At 67.5% G+C, this 14,464-nt stretch carries 12 protein-coding genes and 4 pseudogenes; 13 read left to right on the top strand and 3 right to left on the bottom strand.

Translation table 11 applies throughout. The features are described 5' to 3' along the window. Window positions 1-145: 145 nt before the first annotated feature. The gene (locus AB0J10_RS31210; protein ID WP_363066370.1) at window positions 146-649 is read right to left on the bottom strand and encodes a hypothetical protein; all 504 of its coding nucleotides are present in this window, start codon (window positions 647-649) and stop codon (window positions 146-148) included. 83 nt (window positions 650-732) lie between these two features. Between AB0J10_RS31210 and AB0J10_RS31205 the strand changes: the two are divergent. The 3 genes and pseudogenes from AB0J10_RS31205 to AB0J10_RS31195 all read left to right on the top strand — a co-directional run. Further along, window positions 733-1,840, top strand: a pseudogene (locus AB0J10_RS31205) (IS701 family transposase); the annotation flags it as partial. Between the two features lie 67 nt (window positions 1,841-1,907). Then, entirely contained in the window at window positions 1,908-2,390 is a 483-nt protein-coding gene (locus AB0J10_RS31200) for a transposase (protein WP_363066368.1), read from the top strand. Then, window positions 2,321-2,881 carry an IS3 family transposase gene (locus tag AB0J10_RS31195; RefSeq protein WP_363066366.1) on the top strand — a complete coding sequence of 187 codons (561 nt, stop codon included), beginning with the start codon at window positions 2,321-2,323 and terminating at the stop codon, window positions 2,879-2,881. Before AB0J10_RS31200 ends, AB0J10_RS31195 begins: the two co-directional genes overlap by 70 nt. Here the strand turns inward: AB0J10_RS31195 and AB0J10_RS31190 are convergent. Continuing rightward, a pseudogene (locus tag AB0J10_RS31190) lies at window positions 2,880-3,038 on the bottom strand (IS701 family transposase); the annotation flags it as partial. The gene AB0J10_RS31195 and the pseudogene AB0J10_RS31190 overlap by 2 nt on opposite strands. A gap of 107 nt (window positions 3,039-3,145) precedes the next feature. Here AB0J10_RS31190 and AB0J10_RS31185 point away from each other — a divergent pair. Both AB0J10_RS31185 and AB0J10_RS31180 read left to right on the top strand, forming a co-directional pair. Next, a complete protein-coding gene (locus tag AB0J10_RS31185; protein ID WP_363066364.1) occupies window positions 3,146-3,727 on the top strand; it encodes a hypothetical protein in 582 nt (193 codons plus the stop codon). A gap of 77 nt (window positions 3,728-3,804) precedes the next feature. Next, window positions 3,805-4,618 (top strand): annotated as a pseudogene (locus AB0J10_RS31180) (IS5 family transposase). 174 nt (window positions 4,619-4,792) lie between these two features. On the opposite strand, the pseudogene AB0J10_RS31175 reads toward AB0J10_RS31180, so the two are convergent. Continuing rightward, a pseudogene (locus tag AB0J10_RS31175) lies at window positions 4,793-4,923 on the bottom strand (DUF4240 domain-containing protein); the annotation flags it as partial. A gap of 333 nt (window positions 4,924-5,256) precedes the next feature. On the opposite strand from AB0J10_RS31175, the gene AB0J10_RS31170 reads away from it, so the two are divergent. From AB0J10_RS31170 to AB0J10_RS31135, 8 genes are all read left to right on the top strand, one after another. Continuing rightward, entirely contained in the window at window positions 5,257-6,270 is a 1,014-nt protein-coding gene (locus tag AB0J10_RS31170; RefSeq protein WP_363066362.1) for an EamA family transporter, read from the top strand. 308 nt (window positions 6,271-6,578) lie between these two features. Continuing rightward, the gene (locus tag AB0J10_RS31165; protein ID WP_363066360.1) at window positions 6,579-7,571 is read left to right on the top strand and encodes an iron-containing redox enzyme family protein; all 993 of its coding nucleotides are present in this window, start codon (window positions 6,579-6,581) and stop codon (window positions 7,569-7,571) included. A 27-nt stretch (window positions 7,572-7,598) separates the two neighbouring features. After that, window positions 7,599-8,300 (top strand): 2OG-Fe dioxygenase family protein, encoded by a 702-nt coding sequence (locus tag AB0J10_RS31160; protein WP_363066358.1) that lies wholly within the window; start codon window positions 7,599-7,601, stop codon window positions 8,298-8,300. Window positions 8,301-8,320: 20 nt separating this feature from the next. Next, window positions 8,321-9,244: a diaminopimelate epimerase gene (dapF, locus tag AB0J10_RS31155; protein ID WP_363066356.1), complete on the top strand. Its 924-nt coding sequence runs from the start codon at window positions 8,321-8,323 to the stop codon at window positions 9,242-9,244. Beyond that, entirely contained in the window at window positions 9,241-11,328 is a 2,088-nt protein-coding gene (locus tag AB0J10_RS31150; RefSeq protein WP_363066354.1) for a molybdopterin-dependent oxidoreductase, read from the top strand. Before dapF ends, AB0J10_RS31150 begins: the two co-directional genes overlap by 4 nt. Continuing rightward, window positions 11,325-12,314, top strand: coding sequence for an aldo/keto reductase family protein (locus AB0J10_RS31145; protein WP_363066352.1), 990 nt, complete (start codon window positions 11,325-11,327; stop codon window positions 12,312-12,314). The genes AB0J10_RS31150 and AB0J10_RS31145 overlap by 4 nt, the downstream gene beginning before the upstream one ends. Before the next feature lie 45 nt (window positions 12,315-12,359). Further along, entirely contained in the window at window positions 12,360-13,487 is a 1,128-nt protein-coding gene (locus AB0J10_RS31140; protein WP_363066350.1) for an aminotransferase class I/II-fold pyridoxal phosphate-dependent enzyme, read from the top strand. Further along, entirely contained in the window at window positions 13,484-14,416 is a 933-nt protein-coding gene (locus tag AB0J10_RS31135; RefSeq protein ID WP_363066348.1) for an ornithine cyclodeaminase family protein, read from the top strand. The genes AB0J10_RS31140 and AB0J10_RS31135 overlap by 4 nt, the downstream gene beginning before the upstream one ends. The last annotated feature ends 48 nt before the right edge of the window (window positions 14,417-14,464 follow it).

Raw genomic sequence — 14,464 nt, 5'->3', positions numbered from 1 at the left:
GCCAGAAGGGCGTCCAGGTTTGTCTTCACACACTGACCAACGGGCGCCCTTCGCCATGGTCGCGACCAGCACACACATCGGACTCATTCATCTAGTACTACAGCGGCACTTGAACTGGGAGCGCGCGGAAGGCTCGTAGGTTCCATCAGCCGGTTCCGAAACCATGGACGGCCTGATCCCAGAGGTCCAGCCCCGCGCGGAGGAGTTCGCGCACGGCCGCGGTCTCCTCTTCCGTCCAGGCTTCCTTGCCAGCGGTCGGTTCGAGAGCTTCGCCACCGAAGATCTTTTCGTAGGCGCTGTCGTGGATCGGCCCTTGGGAGGGGAGGGACGGGCCGGTCTTCAGGCTGTGGGAGAGGTCTTCGAGGAAGTTCCATGCTTCTAGCAGCAGTCCTGCCGTGACCAAGTCATGGTCGGGGTGCTCGACCCACTGCCGTACGACGTCCAGATCGAGAGTGGCTTCGCCCTCCCAGACGAGCTCCCACCCGTCGCGATCGCAGTATTCCTGCAGCGTCTTGCGGTCGTGGAACGCAAGGAGCCGTCCGAGGTCGTCAACGACGAGCTCATCATGGGCATCGCCCTCCCCGGGTCGCCAGATCAGCGTCAGGTCCGCTCTCCTGGTCGCGATTCGGTACGGATAGTAGTCAGCCATGCGGGTCTCCCTGGTGCCGCGGCGGCCCTTGCCGCGTGGGTCATCCTGCCTGCAATGATCGTCGTGTGGTGACTTCGGATCAGGTGGAGCTTTGGGGTGCGGAGCTGGCGGGTCTGGGGACGCCGATCGCTGGGTGTTTCGAGCGGTCGGAGCCGCGGGCGACGGCGGTCGCCTATGTGAGGGGGTTGCTGGCGGACGTGCCGCGCAAGAACGGGTGGCAGCTGGATGAGCAGGCCGGTGCCGCGACGCCTTGGTCGACACAGCGGCTGCTGGGGGGCCGCCCGCTGGGATGCTGACGAGGTCCGCGATGTAGTGCTGTCCTACGTGGTCGAGCGTCTGGGCGAGCCCGAGGCGGTGCTGGTCCTGGACGAGACGGGGTTCTCGAAGAAGGGCAGCCGGTCGGCGGGCGTTCAGCGGCAGTACACGGGCACGGCGGGGCGGATTGAGAACTGCCAGGTGGGGGTGTTCTTGGGCTACGCGTCCTCGCGCGGGCGGGTGCTGATCGACCGGGAGTTGTACCTACCGGACGAGTCGTGGGTGCGCGACGCGGGCCGGCGCAAGGACGCGGCGGTGCCCGAGGAGGTGGGCTTCGCCTCCAAGCCGGAGCTGGGCCGTCGCATGCTGGCCCGTGCGCTGGCGGCCGGTGTTCCATTCGCGTGGGTGGCCGCGGATGCGGTCTACGGTGAGCATCCGGGTCTGCGGGAGTGGTGCGAGGCGAAGTCCCTGCGATATGCGATGGCGGTCCCGTCGCACTTCAAAGTCACGGCGGGCGGCCGCTCCGCGCGGGTTCGCACCCTGCTGCCCCGGATCCCCCATGAGGTGTGGGAGCGGCGTAGTTGTGGTCAGGGTTCCAAGGGGATGCGGCGCTATGAATGGGCGACCGTCGAGGTGGGGGTGCGGCACTCGACCCGACGGGGTGCGGCGCTGGCCGCACCGGCTGCGGGCTTCGAGCACCTGTTGCTGGTGCGACGTTCCATCGCTGATCCAGCCGAGATCGCGTTCTTCCTCGTCCACGCGCCGGTGACGACGGTGCTGGCGGAGGTGGTGGCCGCGGTGGGTGCGCGCTGGTCTGTCGAGGAGTGCTTCGAGACCGCGAAGAACGAGTGTGGCTTGGACAGGTAGGAGGTCCGCAAGTGGCCGGCCTGGTATCGACACATAACGCTGGCGATGCTCGCCGCCGCACTCCTGGCGGTGATCCGGGCCGATCACCCGAGCCCAAAGGGGGCGGTCACACGGGACGAATTACTGCCACCGGCAGATGGTCGACGCCGTGCGCTACCTGGTCGCGGGCGGCATCACCTGGCGGGCGATGCCCGCGGACTTCCCCGCGTGGGACCGCGTCTACGCGTTGTTCCGGCGCTGGCAGGACAAGGGCCTGGTCGCCGAGTTCCATGACCGGCTGCGGGACCGGGTCCGCGAGGCGGCGGGCCGGGATCCGGAGCCGACCGAGGGGATCATCGACGCGCAGTCGGTGAAGGGGGCTGCGTCGGTGCCGGCCGTGAGCAGGGGCTTCGACGGAGGGAAGAAGGGCACCGGCCGCAAGCGGCACATCATCGTGGATGCCCTCGGGCTGCTGCTGACCGTGATGGTCACCGCGGCCTCGGTCCCCGACCGGGACGCGGGGCGGACGCTGCTGGCCCGCGTACGCGAGCGGTACTGGCGCATCACCCGGTGTGGGCCGACGGCGGCTACACCGGGCACCTGGTCGACCTCGCCCGCGACGTCCTGCGGATCGCGCTGACGGTGGTCAAACGCAGCGACGACGTGACCGGGTTCACCGTGCTGCGCAAGAGGTGGCTGGTGGAGCGGACGTTCGCGTGGCTGATGCGCTCGCGCCGTCTGGCTCGCGACTACGAGACGCGCACCGACAAATGGCGCCATCAGCCCGTCACCGCCCGCGAGGTGCGGCGAGGGAAACTGGCCGACGCGATCCAGCAGATCTTCGATGAGTCGGGCGGCACGTATGGTTCCCCGAAGGTCTGGATCACGCTCGTGCGCCAGGGTTGGAAAGTGTCGGTGAACACCGTCGCCAAGCTCATGGCCGAACTCGGCCTGGCCGGACGCAAGATCCGAAGGCGCCGGGGGCTGACCAGGCCGGGCAACCGGCCCGCGTTTGCGGACTTTGTGCGCCGCGACTTCAGCGCCACCGCACCCGACCAGGTGTGGGCCGGGGACATGACGGACAAATGGCGAAGGCGATGGTCCGACGAGCGATCGCGGACAAGATCCTGACCACGTAGTCGCGCACGTCGTCCAGGACCTCGTCCGCGTCCCACTCGATCCGAATCAGCAGCCGGTGGATCCGGTCCGGACCTGCATGACCGGCCTCCTCGGCAAGCGTCCAGCCTTTCCGCTCCAACGGAGCGACCAGCCCCCGCATATAACTGATCGTTTCAGAATGAGCTGCTGCGGCGGTTGCAGACTGGTCGTCCGCGGGGGACATCGTGGGGCGGGCCCGGGCCTTGCCCGTCAGTGGACCTCGCTATCGTCGAGGTCATGGCCTCAAGCGACCACCTGCTCGATCTGATCCGGAGCGCGCCGGATGTCCGCGGGCTGCTGCGGACATCCTTCGAGTTCGATGTCGAGCGGAGCGAGTGCGGTGATGGCCTGGGGCTTGCCTCTGGCGCGTCGCTGGAGCCGATCGCTGGGGATTTCACCGGTGGGGCGTACTTCCTCTGTGCCGAGGAAGGCGGCCGCCGACCGGTCGTGTTCGCGAGCTCCGACGGGGTCAGCGGGCTGATCGCCGATGACCTGGCGGGAGCGCTGGAGATCATCGTCGGGTTGCAGTGGCGGGACTGCCTGGGCTTCTCCGGCGGGGGAGACCTGGAGGTCATGCTGGCTTCCGCCCAGCACCTTGAGAGGTACCTGGTGAGGGACAATCCGGAGTTCGCCGAGGAGCGCGCCCGGGTGGCTTCGGCACTGTCGCTGCGTGTCGTTCCTGTTCCCGACCTTGTCGTCCGCCTGCATGAGGCCGCCTCCAGAACCGAGCCTCACTACGTGGTTGCCACCGACGACGGGGACACCTACGACGGGGTGTTCGGTGAGTACTCGGAACCGCGACTCGGTGGCTGGCGCTGAGGCGGACGGAGTCCCGACCGTTTGACCAGCCCACCCTGGTGGCTCCGTTGGCATCTGACGGGAGGCTTCGGCAGACTCTGTCGCGCCTGTCTGCTGACCTGTGGGAGCGTACAGCCCCACTGCTTCCCCCTCGGCCGACCCGACGGCACCGGCACCCTGGACGGCTGCCGGTATCGGACCGGGCGGCGCTGGCAGGCATCGTCTACGTGCTGCGCAAGGGCGTCGCCTATCGGGACGTGCCGGCCCGACTGGTTGGATGCTCCGGCGTGACCAACTGGCGCCGACTGCGGGACTGGACCGAAGCCGGCGTCTGGCGGCGCCTGCACGAAGCACTGCTCACCGAGCTGAGGGCCAACGGTGGCTTGAACATGGACGATTGCGCGATCGACGGCTCCTACGTCAGGGCGCTCAAAGGGGGGAGCATGTCGGTCCCTCGCCCGTCGATCGGGCCAGGCCAGGGTCCAAGCACCACGTGATCGTGGACCGGTTCGGCACCCCACTGGCGGTGTCGCTCACCGGCGGAAACCGCCACGACGTCACGCAGTTGATCCCGCTCCTGGACGCGATACCCGTATCCGGGGCCTGCGCGGACGGCCCCGCAGCAGGCCCAAGCGGCTGTTCGCGGACCGCGGCCACGACTTCGACAAGTACCGCCGCCTGCTGTGGAAGCGAGGGATCAAGCTGCAGATCGCGCGTCGCGGCACCGCTCACGGCTCCGGACTCGGCAAGACGCGCTGGGTGGTCGAGCGCACCTTCGCCTGGCTCCGCCAGTTCAAGCGACTCCGCATCAGCTACGAGCGTCGCACTGGCCTCCACCACGGCCTGCTGGAACTGGCGGCCAGCATCATCTGCCTACGCCGACTCCGGAGATCATTCCGAAACGATCAGTAAGCCAGCGCCGACTCACGCGGCTCAGCCCTGGCGAACCGATGCAGGAACCGCTCATGCAGCTCGACCAGCTCCGCCGACCACTCCCCGGGCACCCGCCCGCACACTCTCCCACCCCATGACCAGCACAATGCGCCAGTCACCCCACCGTCACTCAAAAGACCGGTGCAGTACTAGTGCGATCAGCCAGCCGCGGAAGTAGTCGAAGCCATCGTCCGAGCAACGCCGTTGACCAAATAGGTGGCAGCCCACAGCGGGTTCTGGTAGGGGTGGGCCATGAGATCCCACAGGGTCTGCTGTGCCGCGATTTTGCGCCTCGGCGACTACGACACCGCCACGCTCCACATCCCGCCCGGCCCGTACGACAGTGCGCTTCGTCTTCCTGCGGATGGCCTCTGACGGTGCGCGAAGAATGCGCCGGTCACACGAGGGGACCTGTCCCCGAGCGGATGGACAGGTCCCGGCCCATGCTGGGACGCCTACCCATTGTCGGGTAAGGTGATCACATGCAACTGTTCCTGACGCCTCCGCCGCCCGCCGCTTAAGGCGGGCAGTCATGCAGAGCCATCCCGGGCTCCCGGGGTGGCTGCGCGGGTTGCCCACGGAGACATCGTGATGGCAATCAATCGAGGAGACCTCAGTTGCAGTCCTCTTCTGCCCTGCCCGTTCGGCAGGGTGTTCTCTACGTCGCGATTGCGGCCACAGCATGGGGCACTGGCGGCGCGGTGGCCGCCGAACTGTACGACGTCGGCGGAATCGGCCCCATCTCTGTTTCCTTCTGGCGGTTCCTGACCGGACTTGCGCTCCTTCTGGCAGCTCACCTCGTGCGACGGTCTCGGCGGCCCAAGACGGCGCTGTCGCTGCGCGCGACGTTCGCGGCGAACCCGCGGCGGGCCCTGATCACCGGCTTCGGGCTGGCGGTGTACCAGACGGCCTATTTCGCCTCCGTGCAGCAGGCCGGGCTGACCGTGGCCACGGTGGTGACCCTGGGCTCGGGTCCGGTGCTGGTCGCGGTCGGAGCCCGGCTCACGCTGGGCGAGCGCACAGGCGTCGCCGGAACCGCCGCGGTGGCGAGCGGCGTCCTCGGTCTGGTGCTGCTGATGGGGGGCGCTGATGGGAGCACTGGTCCGGCTCCGCTCCTGGGCATCGGATACGCGCTGCTCTCCGCCGCCGGATACGCGGGGGTGACGTTGCTGGGCCGCTTCTCCGGCCGGGAGAACTCCGGTGGCGCGTTCGAGTCCACGGTCACCGGTTTCGCGGTCGGCACGGTCTGCCTTCTGCCGATGGCTCTGCTGGAGGGCCTGCTGCCCGTCATGGAGCGACCGGTATGGACCCTGGGCCTGATCCTCTATCTGGGGGCTGCGCCCACAGCGCTGGCGTACACGTTGTTCTTCGCCGGCCTCGGCGCCGTACGGGCGACCACGGCGTCCGTGGTCGCCCTGGTCGAGCCGCTCACCGCGGCGGTCATCGGCATCCTGGTCTTCGATGAGCGGCTCAACTCGATCGTCCTCACCGGCACGGCTCTGCTGCTGTTCGCGGTTCTCTTCCTCGCCGCTGACGAGGGGGTTGGTCGAGCGGCTTCCCGAAGGACGTCCGGCCCAGGTGCTGACCACGGTCGGAGTATGTCGCGTCCGGCCGTGCCGACGAAGGACTGACACCCAAGCGCCGTGCACACGGCGGGCGACGACCGTTGAGGCCGTCGCCCGCCATTGCGACCGATAGCGAATGATCCACATCACGCCATCCACATTCAGTGGGCACGCATCCATGTACCAGATCTGTCAAGACCTCTCATTACGTCAACTCTCGATGCATTGTGGCTCCTTGATCGACGGAGGCGTTAGCGTGCTGCGGGTAGCCATGCGGTCATGCCGCTGGCATGGAGAGTAGGCATAGGACAGGAGGCGGTGTGGGCACAGGAGCTCACTTACTCGATCAGAAAACGGGCGTGGAGGTCGATCCGGTGGTTGAGGAGATATCCTCGCTGCTGAATCGTTCCGCGCAGGATCTCGACGCGTCACTCACCACTGGTGAGCGGGCGGATCTCCGGAAAGCCGTCGGCGAACTCAACGCACGGTCCGCAGCCGGTGATAAGGGAGCCTTCTACGGCCAGCAGCTGCTGCTCTCCCGTATCTACGGGCTCTCGACGCAACTCCCCGAGGCGCCTACCGCCGAAGGTTCCGTGGTCGTTCAAGAGGTACTCCGTCTACTCGAACAAGCCACCATGGCCAGTGAAGACGCCATGCTGGAGCCCGGCATACTCGACGCCGCTCCGACGGAACCCTCCGCGTTCCTCTCGTGGCTGAAGAAACTCGCCCGTGAACACCGGGTCTACAAGCACCCGTACTACCGGGAGTTCATCCGAAATCAGGCAACGGAAGACGACCTGCGGAACTATGTGATCCAGGAATCGGTCGTCGACGGGCGATTCGACGATCTTCTCGCCATGATGCAGGTCGGCACCAGCGGCGCCGCGAAGATGGAGATAGCCGAGAACTTCTGGGACGAGATGGGAAACGGCGACCCGTCACAGGTCCACACCCATCTCTTCAACCAGATCTTCCGGGTCTTCGAAATTCCCGCCGAAGAGCTGGAGCAGTCACTCACCGCCAACGCGCTTCTGTCCGGAAATCTCGCCGTGCTTCTCTGCCGTTACCGGCAGCTGTACCCGGAGGCCGTCGGATTCCTGGGCATGACCGAGTGGCTGGCGCCCGACCGCTTCGTGCAGGTCGTGCACGCCTGGGAGCGGCTCGGACTGCCCGACGTCGGCATCGTGTACCACAAGCTGCACATCACCATCGATTCGCGACACGCGGCCGGCTGGTTCCACAACGTGGTCGTCCCGGCTGCCGAGTCGGAGCGCATGCGGCGCGCGATCGCCCGAGGAACACTGTGGCGGCTCAACTCCTCGGCCCGCTACCTCGACGAACGCATGCCCGATCTCGCCGCTCACTGACCGGTCTGACAGGAAAGGCTCCGCGTCATGGCACTCGGCCCTCAAGGATTCTCGATCATCGATCTCCCTCCGGCTGCGCCGGAGATGCTCCAGAGCTACGAAGACCTGCCGCTCGACCCGTACATGGGCAACGGCACGCGTTTCAAACGGTTCGCCCAGTATCGGCTCACGCCGGAACCCGGACGCGACACGGGCTGGCTCTACGAGAAGCTGCCGCAGCGTGACTACACCACGTACAAGCAGTTCAACAAGGTGGGTGGTGGCATTCGCCGCACGTACGAGACCATCCTCGCCGACTTCACCCCGATGATCACACTCGGTGCGGACGCGATGGATCTGGACCGCGGCGAGGACTGGCAGATCAACGTCCACCAGAACCGCACCAGGGCCAACGGTCAGCGCCCCGGACCGCTGACTCCGGAGGGTGTGCACCACGACGGGCACGAGTACGTCATGATCGCCGTGCTGCGGCGGAACAACGTGGGGGGAAGCGAGACCCGTCTGTGGAAGCCGGGCGCCGACGAGCCGTTCTGGACGGGCACACTGACGGCCGGACAGGCCGTCCTCTTGGACGACAAGGCACTGCAGCACGATGTCACGGACGTGACCTCCGCCGACGGCGGGCCCGGCCACCGGGACATCGTGATCGTCGCCTTCTCCCGCTGGAAGGACAAGTGGTACGGCGACGAGCACGACGAGGCGGCCCTTGCCAACCGCCCGAAGAACTGACCCGACGCAGCCGTCAGCTCATGGTTGAGTTCGTGAAGTACCAGGCGCTGGGCAACGACTACCTGCTCGTCGAACCTCGATGCGGCGATACGGCCCTTGGCCCCGAGCCCGCCCCCGAGGCCGTCCGCCTGCTCTGCGACCGACACTACGGAGTAGGGGCGGACGGGCTGCTCCTCGGGCCGCTGGAGCCTCCCAGGCCCGGCACCCCAGTATTGCTGCGCATCTTCAACGCGGACGGCAGCGAGTGCGGGATGAGCGGCAACGGACTGCGCATGTTCGCCCTGTACCTCGCCGAGCACCACGTCGAGCAGTGGCGTGCGGGCGAGCCGTTCACGATACGGACACGAGGCGGCGACGCGGAGGTCCGGATCGTGGATCTCGCCGACGGCCTGGTGCGCGTGGGCATGGGGCTGCCGCAGTTCACCACGATGGAGGGCGACGGGGACAGCGGCGTCAGTGGCGTTGCTGTCCCCCTCGCCGGTGAGGGGCCGGACACGGTGGTCGCCGTCACCGACCTGAACCTCGGCGTTCCGCACACCGTCGTGTTCAGGGACCGGATCGACGGGGAACTGGCTCAGCGTCTGGGCCCCGCTCTGGCCTGGCATTCCCGCTATCCCGAAGGCACCAACGTGGAGTTCGTACGCGTACACGACGACCACACGCTGGATGCGGTGGTCTGGGAGCGGGCCGTGGGCCGTGTACCCGCTTCGGGGAGCGGCGCGTGTGCCGCGGCGGCCGCGGCACACGCGCGCGGCTTTGTCGGCCGGGACGTGACAGTGCGCATGCCCGGCGGTGAAGTCGAGGTGAGTGTGGCACGGGACGGCCGGGTGAGCCTGACCGGAACCGCGCGGGAGGTGATGCGGGGCGTTCTTTCGTCCTCGCTGCGCACGGAGTTGGCCGCCCGGCGCGCAGCGCCAAAGTCGTCTGGAAGGGAGGGCACATGAGTGTCACGCAAGTTGCCGGAGCATGCCCGCTGGACTGCCCGGACGGCTGCAGCTGGCAAGTGACGGTCCAAGACGGTGAGGCCATCGCGCTGCGCGGCACCCCGGACCATCCCTACACCAGGGGCACCTTGTGCGTGAAAGTCAACCAGTTCCTGGAACACACCCGCGCGCCCGACCGGCTGCTGCACCCGCTGCGGCGCATCGGCCGCAAGGGCGACGGCCGGTTCGAGCGCACCAGCTGGGACAGCGCCCTCGGTGAGATCGCGCGGCGGCTGACGGAAACCATCGAACGTCACGGTGGAGAGGCGATCTGGCCGTACCAGGGAACCGGAACCCTCGGCTTTCTCCAGGGGCTCCAGGGGCGGGCCGGCAGCAGGCTCTGGAACGTACTGGGCGCTTCGCGCCACGACATGACGATCTGCTCGATCGCCGGTCTCGCCGGACTCCAGTACACACTCGGCACCAGTACCGGGATCGACCCGGAGAGTCTGGTGTATTCCCGGCTGATCCTGCTGTGGGGGAGCAATCCCCTCACGACTCACCACCACCTGTGGAAGGTGATCCAGCGCGCGCGACGCGACGGTGCACATGTCGTCGTCATCGACCCGATCCGCAGCCGTACGGCGGCCCAGGCCGACGAGCACGTCGCGCCCCTTCCGGGCACGGACGCGGCGCTCGCGCTGGGCCTCATGCACATGGTTCTCCAGGAGGGTGCCGAGGACCACGAGTACCTGGAGACCTTCACCGTGGGGTGGGAAGCGTTCCGGGAGAGAGTGCTGGAGTTCACCCCGCGGCGCACGGCACAGGAGACGGGGGTGGCCGAGGAGGAGATCATCCGGCTCGGACGGCGCATCGCCGGCAGCCGGCCCACCGCCATCCGGGTGTCGCAGGGCATACAGCGTCACGCCGGGGGTGGTACAGCCCTGCGAGCCCTCGCCTGCCTGCCCGCCGTGACCGGGGACTGGCGGCGTCCGGGCGGCGGTCTGCTCTACTCGACCGACGGCTACTTCGGCGGGAACCGCGAGGCCCTCTACCGGGACGACCTGCTGAGCCGTCCCGTTCGGAGCCTGTCCATGACGCGGCTGGCCGAAGGGCTGCTGGAGACGGACGATCCACCTGTGGAAGCACTGATCGTCTACGGCGCCAACCCGCTGGCCAGTTCCCCCGATCAGAACCGAATCCGCCAAGGCCTGGCCCGGGAAGACCTCTTCACGGTGGTCATGGATCACTTCCAGACCGACACCGCCGACTACGCGGACATCGTACTGCCCGCCACCATGCAGCCCGAGCACCTGGACGTGCACGACGGCTACGGCCATCTCTACATCACCTGGAACGAACCGGCGGTGGCCCCGCCCGGGGAGTGCCTGTCCACCACCGAGACCTTCCGGCGCCTGGCCCGGGCCATGAAACTGACGGAACCGGCGCTGTACGCCAGCGACGAGGAACTGGCGGGCGAACTCCTCGACTCCCGGCACCCGTCCCTGGCCGGCATCACCGTGGACACACTGCGCGACAGAGGATGGGCGCGGCTCTCCTACCCGAAGGGGCATGTGCCCTTCGCGAACGGATTCCCCACCCGCAGCGGGAAACTCGAATTCCTTTCAGAGGCCGCCCAAGCGGACGGTTTCGACGCCGTGGCCGGATACGTTCCGGCGACCGAGACGAACGACACCCGACTGGCACAGTCGTTCCCCTTCGTCCTCCTCTCCGTTGCGAACCACTTCTTTCTCAACACCATCTTCGGGAACAAGCCGGCGTTGCGTCGCCGGGCCGGCCCGCCGTCTGTCGTGCTGCACCCGAAGGACGCCGCGGCGAGCGGCATCGCGAGCGGCGACCGCGTCCAGGTGGCGAACAGCCGAGGCGCTTTCGAGGCCCTGGCCAGGATCGACGATGTCGTACGCCCGGGCGTCGCCATGACGACCAAGGGCCACTGGCCCAAGCTGACTGACGGCTCCGGCCCGAACGCCACCGTCGACGAACGGGACGCGGACATGGGCGGCGGAGCGGTCTTCCACGACAACCGTGTGCGGATCACACTCCTTCCTCAGCGCGAGGATGACAGCAGTGAGGACTACGGATGAAATTCAGGCGACTGGGTCGTAGCGGACTTCAGGTCAGCGAGATCGCCTACGGCAACTGGCTAACGCACGGCGCCCAGATCGACGACGGTCAGGCCGTCCAGTGCGTCCACGCGGCGCTGGACGCCGGAATCAGCACGTTCGACACGGCCGACGTATACGCGGGCACTGCCGCCGAGACCGTACTCGGCAAGGCACTGAGAGGCCGGCGTCGCGAGTCCCTGGTGATCTCCACCAAGGTGTTCTTCCCGACCGGTCCCGGACCGAACGACGGCGGCCTGTCCCGCAAGCACATCACCGAGGCCATCAACGGCTCGCTGACGAGGCTCGGCACCGACTACGTCGACCTGTACCAGGCGCATCGCTTCGACCACCGGACACCGCTGGAGGAGACTCTCAAGACCTTCGACGACCTTGTCCGGCAGGGCAAAGTCCTCTACATCGGCGTCTCGGAGTGGACCGCGGACCAGATCGCACGAGCCATGAAACTCGCCGGCGAACTGGGGCTGGACCGGTTCGTCTCCAACCAGCCTCAGTACTCGATGCTCTGGCGTGTCATCGAAGAGGAGATCGTACCCCTGTGCGAACGAGAGGGGGTCGGCCAGATCGTCTGGTCGCCGCTCGCCCAAGGTGTGCTCACCGGCAAGTACCGGCCCGGGCAACCTCCGCCGACGGGATCGCGGGCCACGGACGAGGTGGGTTCCGGCTGGGTGAAGACCTTCTTGCGTGACGAGGTGCTGGAGAGGGTGCAGCAGCTCACCCCCATCGCTCAGGAGCTGGGCCTGAGCCAGGCACAACTCGCACTCGCCTGGACGCTGCAGAACCCGAACGTCGCCGCGGCCATCGTGGGAGCCTCCCGGCCGGAGCAGATAGGCGAGAGCGCGAAGGCCGCGGGCGTCCGCATCGAGCCGGCGCTGATGCGTCGCATCGACTCCGTCCTCGGTCCGGTCGTCGAGCGTGATCCGGCCAAGGTGGACAGCGCCGAGTAGCGCCGTCCCCGCCGTCTGCATTCCGCCTAATCCCTGAGGACATCCATGACCTTCACCCCGTTCGAACTGCTGGAATGGCAGGGGCGACTGGGAGCCACGGCCACATACAGTCTGGCCGACAGCGGCTGTCGGCCGATCCGGCTGCGCGACCTCGTGGACAGCGAACAGTCTCTGAGCCGACTTCTCGACAGTGAGCTGAGCTACCCCCCGACCTGCGGCACCGAGCAGTTGCGCGCGCTGATAGCGCAGTGGCACACCGGGAGCGCGGACCACGCCCCGCAGGTCATCGTCACGGTCGGGGCAGCAGAGGCCAACACGGTCGCCGTCGAGACCCTTATCCGACCTGGGGACCATGTGGTGACGATGTCACCCGGCTACCGTCAGGTCTGGGGTGCTGCCCTCAACCAGGGCGCCGTTGTCGACGAGTTTCCACTGGACCCGCAGCGTGGCTGGCGACCCGATATCGACGCGCTGGCAGACGTGGTCCGCCCGGACACCCGAGCCATCTCGGTGACAACCCCCAACAACCCGGCGGGCACCATCCTCACCGAGGAGGAGATACGGGCGATCGTCTCCATCGCGGACCGCGTAGGCGCATGGATCCTCTCCGACGAAGTGCACCGTGGCACCGAACTCCACACCGAGGAGGCCAGTCCCACTTTCTGGGGGCGGTACGACCGAGTCGTGTGCGTAGGCAGCCTCTCCAAGGCATTCGGCATGCCAGGTCTGCGTCTCGGCTGGCTGATCGCACCACCCACGCTCACGCCGAAGCTTCGCCAACGACACGAATACACCACCGTCTCGGCGGCCGGACCGGCCATGACCCTCGCGGAACTGGCTCTCACTCCCGTCACCCGCACCCGGCTGCTGGATCGCTACCGCGGCTTTCTCCGCGAGAGCTGGACCCAGATGCAGCAGTGGATCGTCTCCCATGACCAGTTGCTGTCGGCCGTGCCGCCCCAGGCAACCTCCCTGGCCTTCGTCCGCTACCACCTGGAGCTGTCCAGCACCGAAGTCGCCGAGGCACTGCATGCCCGCGGCGGCGTGCTGGTCGGCGCCGGCGCCCACTTCGGAACCGAGCACCACCTGCGGTTCACCTACGGGCAGGAACCGGCCCAACTGGCAGCCGCTCTGGAGAAGACCTCACAGATTCTGAAGGAACTGAGTGCGTGAACCCCACAGCACTGCCGCTGATCGACGCCGACGAACTAGCGCGCCGCCTGCCCATGCCACAAGCCATCCAAGCAGTGGAACAAGCCCTGCGCGCAGGGCTGGACCCCGAAGCGGACATCCCCCGCACCGTGCTCGACGTCGACGCGGGCCAGCTGCTGCTGATGCCTTCCACGACATCCGCCTACACCGGAGTGAAGATCGCTGGAGTCGCACCCCGTAACCCCGCCCGCGGGCAGCCACGAATCATCGCCACCTACCTCCTGATGGACGCGGCCACGCTCCGCCCGACAGCCCTGATCGACGGCTCCGCCCTGACCCTGCTGCGCACTCCCGCGGTTTCCGCCGTGGCCGTGGACCACCTGGCGGTCCCGGATGCCGAACGACTGGTCGTCTTCGGAGCCGGACCACAGGCATGGGGCCACGTGGAGGCAATCCGGGCTGTGCGCCCCATCCTCTCGGTCGGTGTCGTCACGCGTCGACCGGAGCAGGCAGCGAATCTGGTCGAGCGCTGCCGGAAGGCCGGCCTGGACGCAGAGACGGTCCCCTCGGAAGCCGTTGCGACCGCCGACATCGTGGCCTGCTGTACGACATCGCGTACGCCCCTGTTCCCGGCCACAGGTATCGCATCCCACACAGTGGTCGCAGCCATCGGGTCCCACGAACCGACGGCCCGCGAGGTGGACACCGAATTCGTCGCCCGCGCCACAGTGGTCGTCGAAGCGCGCGCCGCGGCGCTGAGCGAGGCAGGCGACATCCTGATCCCTTTGCGCTCCGGTGACATCGGTACTGAGGCGATCGCGGGCAACTTGTCCGAGCTCGTATGCGGTGCAGTGAACGTCAGGCCCCTGAGGCCAAAGCTTTTCAAGAGTGTGGGCATGTCATGGCAGGACCTGGTGGTGGCCGCTGCTGCCGTCGACGGGTCCTCATAAGCGCATGAATATGTCCGGAATCCGATGTCAGGCGACAGTCCTGCCACT

The sequence above is a fragment of the Streptomyces sp. NPDC049887 genome (genome assembly GCF_040656535.1).
In the GTDB taxonomy this organism is placed as follows: Bacteria; Actinomycetota; Actinomycetes; order Streptomycetales; family Streptomycetaceae; genus Streptomyces.
Note: the sequence above shows the minus strand (reverse complement) of the source record. Positions and strands in the feature narration are given on the sequence as shown.

Coding starts and splice junctions, on each gene's coding strand:
- AB0J10_RS31210 (WP_363066370.1), bottom strand. CDS start 649: ATGGCTGACTACTATCCGTACCGAATCGCGACCAGGAGAGCGGACCTG.
- AB0J10_RS31200 (WP_363066368.1), top strand. CDS start 1,908: ATGGTCGACGCCGTGCGCTACCTGGTCGCGGGCGGCATCACCTGGCGG.
- AB0J10_RS31185 (WP_363066364.1), top strand. CDS start 3,146: ATGGCCTCAAGCGACCACCTGCTCGATCTGATCCGGAGCGCGCCGGAT.
- AB0J10_RS31160 (WP_363066358.1), top strand. CDS start 7,599: ATGGCACTCGGCCCTCAAGGATTCTCGATCATCGATCTCCCTCCGGCT.
- dapF (WP_363066356.1), top strand. CDS start 8,321: ATGGTTGAGTTCGTGAAGTACCAGGCGCTGGGCAACGACTACCTGCTC.
- AB0J10_RS31150 (WP_363066354.1), top strand. CDS start 9,241: ATGAGTGTCACGCAAGTTGCCGGAGCATGCCCGCTGGACTGCCCGGAC.
- AB0J10_RS31145 (WP_363066352.1), top strand. CDS start 11,325: ATGAAATTCAGGCGACTGGGTCGTAGCGGACTTCAGGTCAGCGAGATC.
- AB0J10_RS31140 (WP_363066350.1), top strand. CDS start 12,360: ATGACCTTCACCCCGTTCGAACTGCTGGAATGGCAGGGGCGACTGGGA.